Genomic DNA, 9,857 nt, shown 5'->3' with positions numbered 1-9,857 from the left:
AGCTCCCATCTGTCCGCTCGACTTGCATGTATTAGGCACGCCGCCAGCGTTCGTCCTGAGCCAGGATCAAACTCTCCGATAAAGTAGTTTGACTGACTACGCACATCGCTGTGCGATTTATAAAAATGAATTAACAGGTACGTTTTGTCTTGTTTAGTTTTCAAAGATCATTCAATAATGGAGCGGGTGATGAGAATCGAACTCACGACATCAGCTTGGAAGGCTGAGGTTTTACCACTAAACTACACCCGCGTGATATCTTATATTGGCGCGCCCGAGAGGAGTCGAACCCCTAACCTTTTGATCCGTAGTCAAACGCTCTATCCAATTGAGCTACGGGCGCTTATCAAGCGACTTAACTATCATACTATCATTCGTCGTTGAAGTCAAGAAGTTTTTTTAAAAATGTTTTTCAAATCTTTTTCAATTCGACTTTTCTTATTATACACATTTTAAAATTCTTGTAAACACCTTAGAAAAACTTTTTTGTTTTTCGCTTTGTTTCACGCTGTTCATCAGCGACGTTTAATAATATATCATGCCTGTTTTATTTGGTCAATACTTTTCCTGTATTTTTTATTTTCTTCTTTTACGCCTTTGTTTTGTATATATTTTATCTCATCTTACAAACAATATTAGATGGGTGTATAACAACGGAAACTTAATTACTGACCTGTTGGATAACTTGCTTCTTGAGTCGACAGGCGTACTGCCAAAAACAAGGATTTATGAAATGAGCTCTAATCAGACGTTTCGGGAAACACTTGCTTTTTTGATTGTACGCGACAATGCTCACCAGAATGCATTTGCGAAATCGCTCGAGACATTGGGCGTTGAGTTGGCGAAGCTCTCCCCTGTTCCAAATTATGATATTAACAGTGCAAAGAGTATGTTGAATTAGGCTACCATGATGCACAGTTTACCTTCAGGTTCGATGAAACGAGAATCGGCGAAATCTATCAAGGGAAATCTCCAGCCGAAATGGCGGAGAGTTACAAGTCATAGACCCTTCGGCAGGGTAGTCCGGGGTTAGGCGATATGAATGCCTAATCAAGGCGGGAAGGTGCTCAATGAAACTTCTTGAGCACCTTCTAATTTGTGAAAATCATTCATTCAACGATTGGCGTTAAAGAATCGCCATTCCATATTTCTCCCTTATTGAGCGTCCAGCTGTCATGATATAAAGCTGAAGCACCTTTGTTTACTGCTGGGCTCCATTCATCATTCCATGCGAGAAAGTAAATGGTTTTAGGATATTTTTGTTTTATGGCATTGATGAACAGGCTGTAATCGAAGCTGCCGTTTGCTGTTTGCGGGCCCACTTCTGTAAAAGCAAATGGTTTATTAAGCGCCGTTAGCTGATCATATCCTTTTATCGAATAGGCGTCTTGGAAATACGCATCTAGTCCGACAATATCCACGTAAGACGCACCAGGGTAAAAATCGGTTTTGAAATCTCGATTGGCGTCGGGGGAGTAAACCCAAAGCAAATGATCAAGTCCTCTTGTGTCGGTCATATAATGATAGATTTTCTTGTAGAGCTGTTTATATAGAGAGATTCTTTCATTATCCTTTTGATTATATGATGTAAGTCCCCACCAAAACCATTCACCGTTCATTTCATGCAGCGGCCTGAATAGAACTGGCACACCTTGGTTCTCCAGCTCTTGAAGTCCGTCAGCAACTTTGCTGAGCATGGCATTTAGCCGCTTCCCTTCTACTGTTGAAGAGTCTAGTATTTTTTTATACTGATCATTTGTAATCGGTGTTTTAAAATGCCCTGACTGAAAAGCAGGGTTCGCCAGGTGCAAACTGATTTGCGGAATTCCGCCATTTTTCCAATACGAAATTAAATCGCTGTTGCAGCTTACATCTATTGAATCTTCAATATTTGCTGTTTCAAGCCACCCTCTGGCATAATCACAGCCGTAAATAGCAGGCGATTGCCCGGCGGCGCTTCGGATTCTATCAGCCTCAGCCATAGAAAATGTGTCATGACTGTAACCTCCGAACGCGCCAGAAAGAACTCTGTTTTCCGTTCGGTTCGGCAGATGAGCAAGCCAATTCATCACTGCTTTTGTTGTCTGCTGTGCATTAGGATTTACAGGAGACACAGTATGCGCTTCAATTGGTTTTGCTAAAACAGCAGACGCAAGTAAAAATAAAATGAGCAAAGAGATCATATATTTCTTAACCACATCCAACTCCTCCATTCATTAAGGGTGAGATATCATGAATTCACAGTTTCCTTCTATTGAAAATTCGCCAAAATGCGCAGGCAGAATAAAGTGTGAGCCTGCAGTGCATTTATACTGAATACCATTATTGATGATTCGTCCTGATCCGCTCAGCACACTGCCCAGCAAATAGGTTTGATGAGAAGGAAAAGAAGCTCGGCCGCTAATCTTCCATTTGTACACTGAGAAATAATCTGATTGCACATAAACAGTGATCTCCGCGTTACCAGCTTCTTTCACTTCAGGTGTATGCGCTTTATCAATATGCGGTATCGTTATGACTTCCATGGCTTTTTCTATATGAAGAGATCTTTTTTCACCGTGGTCATTACAGCGGTCATAATCGTATACGCGATACGTGGTATCAGAGTTTTGCTGGATTTCAAGGACGAAGGTTCCTTCACATAAAGCATGGAGTGTACCGCTTGGCACATAAAAGAAATCTCCCGGCTTAATTTTGATTCTCCTCAGCAGCCCGTTCCAATCACCGCTTTCAATTCGCTGTTTGAACTCTTCCCTTGTGCTTGCGTGATGTCCTAAAATCAGTTCGGCGTCATCTTTGCAATCTATTATATACCAGCACTCTGTTTTACCAAGATCACCGTTTTCGTGCAGTTTTGCATAATCATCATCAGGATGGACTTGCACGGAGAGATCCATATTTGCATCAAGCAGCTTTACCAAAAGCGGAAACACCTTACCATCCGGAAACCCGAAGAACTCCGGATGATCTTGCCATACTTGATCAAGTGTCTTTCCTGCCAGCGGACCGCTTTTTACAACCGACGGACCATGAGCATGTGCAGAAACGGCCCAGCATTCACCTGTTTTTTCTGAGGGTATTGTGTAGCCGAAAGCATCGTAAAGCTTTGTTCCCCCCCATATTCTTTCTTTAAAAACAGGCTCCAAAAATATAGGGTGCTTCATGATCGCACCTCCCCGGATGCTGACTCTACTTGCAAGGCCTGTTGCGCTAAAACCAGCGTGCCGATGATTCCTGCATTACTGCCTAAATGTGGAGGTACTATATAATCACTTATATTTTCCGATAATTCAGAAAAATTAAAGTAGCTGTTCATGATCTTCGGTACATATTGATAGATATAAGGAAACACTTGTTTCTGTTGCATGACGCCGCCGCCAAGAATGATTTTTTTAGGTGCAAGGATCAAAATATACTGAGCCAGCGCTTGGGCAATATAGTACCCTTCCAGTTCCCAGACTTGGGTTAGATCTGATAAATCAGCAGCTTTTTTTCCCCAGCGGGCTTCAATAGCGGGGCCTGAAGCTAAGCCTTCAAAGCAATCTCCATGATAAGGGCACTTCCCTTGGTATACGTCATCCGGGTGCCTCCGGATATAAATATGGCCCATCTCTGGGTGTGACAGCCCCTGAAGGAGCCTCCCCTCTACAATAGCCCCCGCGCCTATGCCAGTGCCAATCGTTATATACAGGCAGCTGTCGAGCCCCTTCGCTTCACCGAAAAGGAATTCACCCAGCGCTGCAGCGTTAACATCCGTACTAAATCCGACTGGGATTTTCATTTCGTTCTTAACGGTTTGCAAAAAGGGATAGTGTCTCCAGCCCGCTTTCGGCGTGGCCGTAATGGTACCGTATGTTTGACTGGCTTTATCGTTATCAACAGGACCAAAGGAGCCGATGCCGATTGCCTGTAATGAAAATTGGCGAAAATATTGAATCACTTTCTCTATCGTTTCATCCGGCATCTTTGTGGGGAATTCTCTCCTGTCAATGATCGTTCCATCTTCTCTGCCGACAGCACAAACAAACTTTGTGCCGCCTGCTTCAATACCGCCAAGCATGCAGATGGCCTCCTTGTTGTCTCCGCAATCAGCGCCGTATGTTTACAGAAGTCACAACAAACTTGTCATGCCGATGACGTGAAAAGGAATATTCAAATGGAATCCCGGTATCTAAGAAGCCCACATGTTCAACTTCAAGAATTGGATCATCCTGTTTGCAGCCCAGATGCTGCTGGTCAATATGATCGGATTTGCAGGCTCTGATTTTCCGGTGTGTTCCGGCGATTTTGAGCTGCAGCACATTTGTAATATGATTGTAGATCGAATCATGAAGGACATCGTCATTAATGCCCGGGATTAAATGCGTCGGCATATATGTTTTTTCCAGTACATAGGGTTCACCTTCTACAATCCGCAGCCGAACGACATAATAAACCGGTGTTTTCTGATCAATAGACAAATGGGCGGCCACTTCCTCAGTGGGAAATTGCACTTCAAACTGAATGACCTTGCTTTTGATTTTTTTATCTTTCAGCAAGTTGGTCAATCCCAGAATCTCATTGCTGACTACATGGACATGGTCATCCTGTATTGCAGATTGAATAATAAACGTGCCATGGCCGCGTTTTCTGAACAGCAGACCCTCGGCAACTAAATTATCCAAGGCTCTCTTCATCGTCATACGGCTTGAGTTAAATTCTTTTGCAAGAGATACTTCATCAGGAATGGGCTGATCGATCGGATATACGTTATTTTTAATTCTTTTTCTCATTTCATTTGCAATGATTTCGTATTTATTCATTGGTATCCTCCGGCAGCTGTTAGAGTCTGATATCACATAAGCTTTTACGGATATCATAAGTTCTTTTCCCTATTTCATCAATGTTGCGGCTGTTCGTCATCTCTATTCATCATGATGATTGCCGGAAGATCTTGACCTTAAGAAAATCTAGAAACCGTTTTGCTCAGCAACCGTTTTGAACCATTTTCCGCTCTTTTTGACGGTTCTTTCTCCTTCTTTCTCGAGATTGACTGATACAAACCCGTATCGGTTTTTGTAGGCATTTGTCCAAGACCAGTTGTCCATGAACGTCCATAAGTGATAGCCCTTTACGTTCGATCCTTCCTGCATGGCGCGGTGAATCCACTTAAGGTGCTCTTTTATAAATTCAATCCGGTAATCATCCTGAACCATGCCTTGTTCATCCCTGAAGCGCTCTTCGCCTTCAACTCCCATGCCGTTTTCAGAGATAAAACACTCGATGTTCCCGTAGTTTTCTTTTAAATTGACCAAAATATCATAAATGCCTTTTTCATAGATCTCCCAGCCGCGATGCGGATTCATTTTGCGGCCCGGCATGACGTAAGGATCAAAATACCTGTCCGGCAAAAAAGGAGCGTCGGGATTCGGAAGATGTTCTTTTGCTTTCACACGTCTCGGCTGGTAATAATTCACTCCCAACAGGTCAACCGTGTTCTTTTTGATGATGTCAAGATCTTCAGGGTTGTAATCAGGCATAAAGCCTTCATTCTTCAAAATGTCAACCAGCTCTTTCGGAAACTCGCCTTTGACAGATGGGTCTAAAAAGGATCTGTTAAAAAACGCGTCTGCGATTTCCCCGGCTTTCACATCCGCCGGATGGCTGCTTCTCGGGTATGATGGGGTCAAATTTAAAATGATGCCGATTTTTCCGTCCTGTTCCATCTCCCTGTAAGCCTGAATCGCGCGGGCACTTGACAGCATCGTATGAAATCCGACCTGGACAGCCTCTTTAAAGTCGACCTTGTTTGGATAATGAAAATCATATAAGTAGCCGCCTTCTACGGGAACGATTGGTTCATTATGCGTGAACCATTTTTTCACTCTGCCGCCAAACAAACGGAAACACGTTCTTGCATAGTTTTCATAAGCGTCAACCGTCTCTCTGTTTACCCAGCCGCCGATTTTTTGAAGCGCCATCGGCATATCGAAATGAAACAAATTGACAAAAGGTTCAATTCCGTTAGCGATCAACTCATCAATGACATTATTATAGAAATTTACGGCTTTATCGTTGATCTCGCCTGTTCCGTCTGGTATGAAACGCGACCAGGAAATCGACATCCGGAACGAGTTGTGGCCAAGCTCCTTCATCAGCCTGATATCTTCTTTATAATTGTCGTAAAATTGGGATGTGGCTGCGGGTCCGACATGGTCAAAAAAACGATGCGGTTCTTTCTCAAACCAATAATCCCATATATTCTGCCCTTTTCCGTCTCTGTCGGCAGCACCCTCCGTTTGTGTTGCTGAAGCGGATGATCCCCACCAAAAATCTTTCGGAAAACGATATTGTTCTGTTTGTGCCAAGTCTCTCTCCCCTTATGTCACATTTTAATGCTGTTATCATTTTGCTGAGCAGCTGTTTCCTGCACAGCCTGTTCTTTTTCTTTTGCCAGATTTAATTTATCCATTGCTTTTAGGAACGGAAACCAAATCACGAAGACAATCAGCAGATTGATAAGCTGCATCACGCCCCCCATGATCGAGTTCGTCGCCATGATGCCATTAATGAATAATGGAACCGTCCACGGCACCGTCACACCAGTCGGAGGCGGAACGAGCCCCGCTGACATGGCCAGATAGGTGACGAGCGTAACAACCATCGGCGCCAGCACCCAAGGCACAATAATGATCGGATTCATGACAATAGGAAGCCCGAAGATAATCGGTTCGTTTACGTTAAAAATACCGGGAGCGAGGCCAAGTTTTGATACTTGCTTCATCTGCCTGCTTTTCATGAAGATGAGAATGGTAAATACAATCGCAAGCGTCATCCCCGTTCCGCCCATCCCTACTGTATAAATCTCCATAAACGGTTTTGAAATAATATGAGGAATTTCTTTTCCCGCCGTGTAAGCAGAAAGGTTTTCTACCTGCAATGTATTCCAAATCGGGTCCATTACGGAGTTGATAATGATCTGTCCATGCAGTCCGAAAAACCAAAGAATTTGAATGAAAAACACGGCAATCAGCGTCGGAATGATACCGCTTCCAAGTCCGACAAGCGGAGCCTGAATCGCGTGATAAATGACGTCGTGCATATTTGTTTTGAAAAACAGAGTCACCATTACGTTAATCAGCAAAAATACGGTCAATGTGATAAAAGCCGGAATAAGTGCGGCAAATGATTTTGCTACAGCAGGCGGAACACCGGCTGGCATTTTGATTGTCAGGTTTTTCTGAACGATTCTTCTGTAGATTTCACCAGAAAGAAATGCCGTAATCATGCCAAGAAACATCCCTTTTGCACCGAGACGGTCGACCGGGATAACCCCTGTAATGGCATCTCCTGTTTCCGGCTGAACGATAAATGGCGTTAAGAGCAAAAAGGAAACCAAAGCGATCGCTCCGCCAAATACAGCTTCGACCTGATAGCTTTTTGACAGGTAATAGCCTATCCCGAACACAACAAAGACAGACATAATGCCCATAGTCGCCGTGGAGGCAATGCCGAAATGAGACTGAAACGATGTAAGCATTGAGGCGTTCATGATTTTGTTTAGAAACGGCAAATTCGTTAACACGACAAAAATGGACCCGAATATCGTCAGCGGGAAAGCCAGCATAAATGCATCACGCAGCACTTGCAAATAGCGGTTATTGTTTAACCTCCCTGCAATTGGAACAAGGAATTGGCTGATTTTCTCGAACACCCTATCCACCCCGATTATTTATAGATTCTTGGTTTTAAAGAGATCAAGCATCTCTTTCACTAATTCTTTCATGGATAATGTTGACATCAGGTGATCCTCCGCATGCATAAGCAGCAATGAGAAAGCAGCTGCTTCTCCGCCGGATTCCTTCTGTATCATTTGAAAGTGAATGTCATGGGCCGCGGATAAATCCTGCTCCGCCTTGGCAATGAGGACATCCGCCTCGTCCTTGTTCCCTTCTTTATAGGCGCGCAGTGATTGTATGATGCAGCTGCGGGCATTTCCACTGTGCAGGATTAGCTGAAAACTGATTTGCTCGTCTGTTAAATTCGTGATTTTCATCTGTTCCATTATTGATTCACCATTAAGGACAATGCCTGCTCATACGCTTTTTTCCCATCCGCCATTCCGTAGGCCATCATGTCAATGACTTCAACTCGAATGTTGTATTGATCCGCCTCTTTTTGGAGTTCGCTTTTCAGAAAGCTCATTTGCGGACCAATCAAAACGGCATCCGCTTTTCTCATGTCTTCTTTTGCCTTATCTTGGCCAACAGCCCAAATCTCTGCTTCCTCACCGATAGACTGTGCGTATTCCTTCATTTTTGTCACCAATAAACTGGTAGACATTCCTGAACTGCACGCAAGTAATATTTTTTTCAACTGCTATCCCCCCTGTTATTGAAACGCTTACACGGATTATTATAGTCATTTAATTTTAAATGTCTATACTTTTATAAAATCAATATAATCATATTTTTGTCCGGTTCATCGTTTTGTAAATTTTTCTATGGAAGATTCATTCATAATGTGTTACACTCATCAACGGAAACGAATCAATTAAATAGCTATTATCACTTGTATAACCTCAATAATATGGTTTGAGGGTGTCTACCAGGAACCGTAAAATCCTGATTACAAAATTTGTTTATGACATTTTTTGTAATCAGGATTTTTTTTATTTATCAAAACATTTAAGTAAAGGAGTTTGTTATGAATTTCAAAGTTTTCCTGCTTGCAGCTTCTACGATTGCAGTCGGATTGGTTGAGTTAATTGTGGGAGGGATTCTTCCTCAGATCGCAAATGATTTAGACATTTCCATTGTTTCAGCCGGACAGCTGATCAGTGTATTTGCGCTGGGATATGCAGTATCTGGGCCTTTGCTTTTAGCATTGACTGCGAAGGTTGAGCGGAAGCGCTTATATTTAATTGCTTTATTTGTTTTCTTCCTTAGCAATCTTGTCGCCTACTTCAGCCCTAATTTTGCAACACTGATGGTATCCAGGGTATTGGCGGCGATGAGTACAGGGCTGATTGTTGTACTTTCTTTAACGATTGCCCCGAAAATTGTAGCGCCTGAATACAGAGCTCGCGCAATCGGAATTATTTTTATGGGATTCAGCTCCGCGATCGCATTGGGCGTGCCGCTCGGAATCTTAATCAGCGATTCTTTTGGATGGCGGATTTTGTTCCTTGGCATCGGCCTGTTGGCGCTGGTCTCCATGCTGATTATTTCAATCTTCTTTGAAAGAATACCAGCAGAGAAAATGATTCCTTTCCGGGAACAACTCAAGACGGTTGGCAATCTGAAAATCGCGAGTTCACATCTCGTCACGATGTTTACATTGGCTGGGCATTATACACTGTATGCCTACTTTGCCCCGTTTTTAGAAGAAACTCTTCACCTGAGTTCTTTCTGGGTCAGCATTTGTTATTTCCTTTTCGGGATATCCGCTGTATGCGGAGGCCCTTTCGGAGGAGCGCTTTCAGACCGGCTTGGTTCCTTTAAGAGCATTTTGCTGGTAACCGGTTCCTTTGCCATCATTATGTTTTTACTGCCGCTGTCTACATCGTCTATGATTTTCTTTTTGCCTGTCATGGTCATTTGGGGTCTTCTGAGCTGGAGCCTCGCCCCCGCTCAGCAAAGCTATTTAATTGAAATTGCACCAGATTCCTCTGACATTCAGCAAAGCTTTAACACATCGGCCCTCCAAGTCGGAATTGCCCTTGGCTCAGCCATTGGCGGTGTTGTTTTGGATCAGACGGGTACTGTGGTGTCAACGGCATGGTGCGGCGGATCGATTGTGATCATCGCTGTCCTGTTTGCTTTCATTTCTTTAACAAGACCTGTTCAGGCAGCAAAAAAATCCTCCTTGTAAAAGGA

The 9,857-nt window shown here is 43.4% G+C and carries 9 protein-coding genes, 2 tRNA genes, 1 pseudogene and 1 riboswitch; of the genes and pseudogenes, 2 read left to right on the top strand and 10 right to left on the bottom strand.

The annotated features are described in order from the left end of the window. Positions 1-178: 178 nt before the first annotated feature. Together C1T29_RS03720 and C1T29_RS03715 are read right to left on the bottom strand one after the other, a co-directional pair. Positions 179-252 (bottom strand) — tRNA-Gly (locus tag C1T29_RS03720). Between the two features lie 14 nt (positions 253-266). Next, positions 267-343 (bottom strand) — tRNA-Arg (locus C1T29_RS03715). A 297-nt stretch (positions 344-640) separates the two neighbouring features. Here C1T29_RS03715 and C1T29_RS03710 point away from each other — a divergent pair. Beyond that, a pseudogene (locus C1T29_RS03710) lies at positions 641-978 on the top strand (manganese catalase family protein); the annotation flags it as partial. Positions 979-1,109: 131 nt separating this feature from the next. Here C1T29_RS03710 and gmuG read toward each other — a convergent pair. The 8 genes from gmuG to C1T29_RS03670 form a co-directional block, all read right to left on the bottom strand. Then, positions 1,110-2,198, bottom strand: a complete 1,089-nt coding sequence (gene gmuG, locus C1T29_RS03705; protein ID WP_095432936.1) for a mannan endo-1,4-beta-mannosidase — start codon at positions 2,196-2,198, stop codon at positions 1,110-1,112. An 18-nt stretch (positions 2,199-2,216) separates the two neighbouring features. After that, the gene (gene manA, locus C1T29_RS03700) at positions 2,217-3,164 is read right to left on the bottom strand and encodes a mannose-6-phosphate isomerase, class I (protein WP_095432935.1); all 948 of its coding nucleotides are present in this window, start codon (positions 3,162-3,164) and stop codon (positions 2,217-2,219) included. Beyond that, complete coding sequence (gmuE, locus tag C1T29_RS03695; RefSeq protein WP_095432934.1) at positions 3,161-4,060, bottom strand: ROK family protein; 900 nt, start codon at positions 4,058-4,060, stop codon at positions 3,161-3,163. The genes manA and gmuE overlap by 4 nt, the downstream gene beginning before the upstream one ends. Positions 4,061-4,088: 28 nt before the next feature. Then, positions 4,089-4,802, bottom strand: coding sequence for a transcriptional regulator GmuR (gmuR, locus tag C1T29_RS03690; RefSeq protein WP_014662999.1), 714 nt, complete (start codon positions 4,800-4,802; stop codon positions 4,089-4,091). 147 nt (positions 4,803-4,949) lie between these two features. After that, complete coding sequence (gene gmuD, locus C1T29_RS03685) at positions 4,950-6,347, bottom strand: 6-phospho-beta-glucosidase GmuD (protein ID WP_103749701.1); 1,398 nt, start codon at positions 6,345-6,347, stop codon at positions 4,950-4,952. 17 nt (positions 6,348-6,364) lie between these two features. Then, positions 6,365-7,693: a PTS cellobiose transporter subunit IIC gene (celB, locus tag C1T29_RS03680; protein WP_015715334.1), complete on the bottom strand. Its 1,329-nt coding sequence runs from the start codon at positions 7,691-7,693 to the stop codon at positions 6,365-6,367. 18 nt (positions 7,694-7,711) lie between these two features. Then, positions 7,712-8,044: a PTS sugar transporter subunit IIA gene (locus C1T29_RS03675; RefSeq protein ID WP_095432932.1), complete on the bottom strand. Its 333-nt coding sequence runs from the start codon at positions 8,042-8,044 to the stop codon at positions 7,712-7,714. Next, positions 8,044-8,355 carry a PTS sugar transporter subunit IIB gene (locus C1T29_RS03670; RefSeq protein WP_014475989.1) on the bottom strand — a complete coding sequence of 104 codons (312 nt, stop codon included), beginning with the start codon at positions 8,353-8,355 and terminating at the stop codon, positions 8,044-8,046. The genes C1T29_RS03675 and C1T29_RS03670 overlap by 1 nt, the downstream gene beginning before the upstream one ends. Positions 8,356-8,530: 175 nt before the next feature. Beyond that, a riboswitch (purine riboswitch) is annotated at positions 8,531-8,630 on the top strand. Positions 8,631-8,685: 55 nt separating this feature from the next. Here C1T29_RS03670 and pbuE point away from each other — a divergent pair. Then, entirely contained in the window at positions 8,686-9,852 is a 1,167-nt protein-coding gene (pbuE, locus tag C1T29_RS03665) for a purine transporter PbuE (RefSeq protein WP_103749702.1), read from the top strand. The last annotated feature ends 5 nt before the right edge of the window (positions 9,853-9,857 follow it).

Source organism: Bacillus sp. MBGLi79 (genome assembly GCF_002953915.1).
This window is presented reverse-complemented; position numbering and strand designations above follow the sequence as displayed.

What these genes read in the sequence shown, in the direction of transcription:
- manA (WP_095432935.1), bottom strand. Translation starts at nt 3,164, where the DNA reads ATGAAGCACCCTATATTTTTGGAGCCTGTTTTTAAAGAAAGAATATGG.
- gmuE (WP_095432934.1), bottom strand. Translation starts at nt 4,060, where the DNA reads ATGCTTGGCGGTATTGAAGCAGGCGGCACAAAGTTTGTTTGTGCTGTC.
- gmuR (WP_014662999.1), bottom strand. Translation starts at nt 4,802, where the DNA reads ATGAATAAATACGAAATCATTGCAAATGAAATGAGAAAAAGAATTAAA.
- C1T29_RS03675 (WP_095432932.1), bottom strand. Translation starts at nt 8,044, where the DNA reads ATGGAACAGATGAAAATCACGAATTTAACAGACGAGCAAATCAGTTTT.
- pbuE (WP_103749702.1), top strand. Translation starts at nt 8,686, where the DNA reads ATGAATTTCAAAGTTTTCCTGCTTGCAGCTTCTACGATTGCAGTCGGA.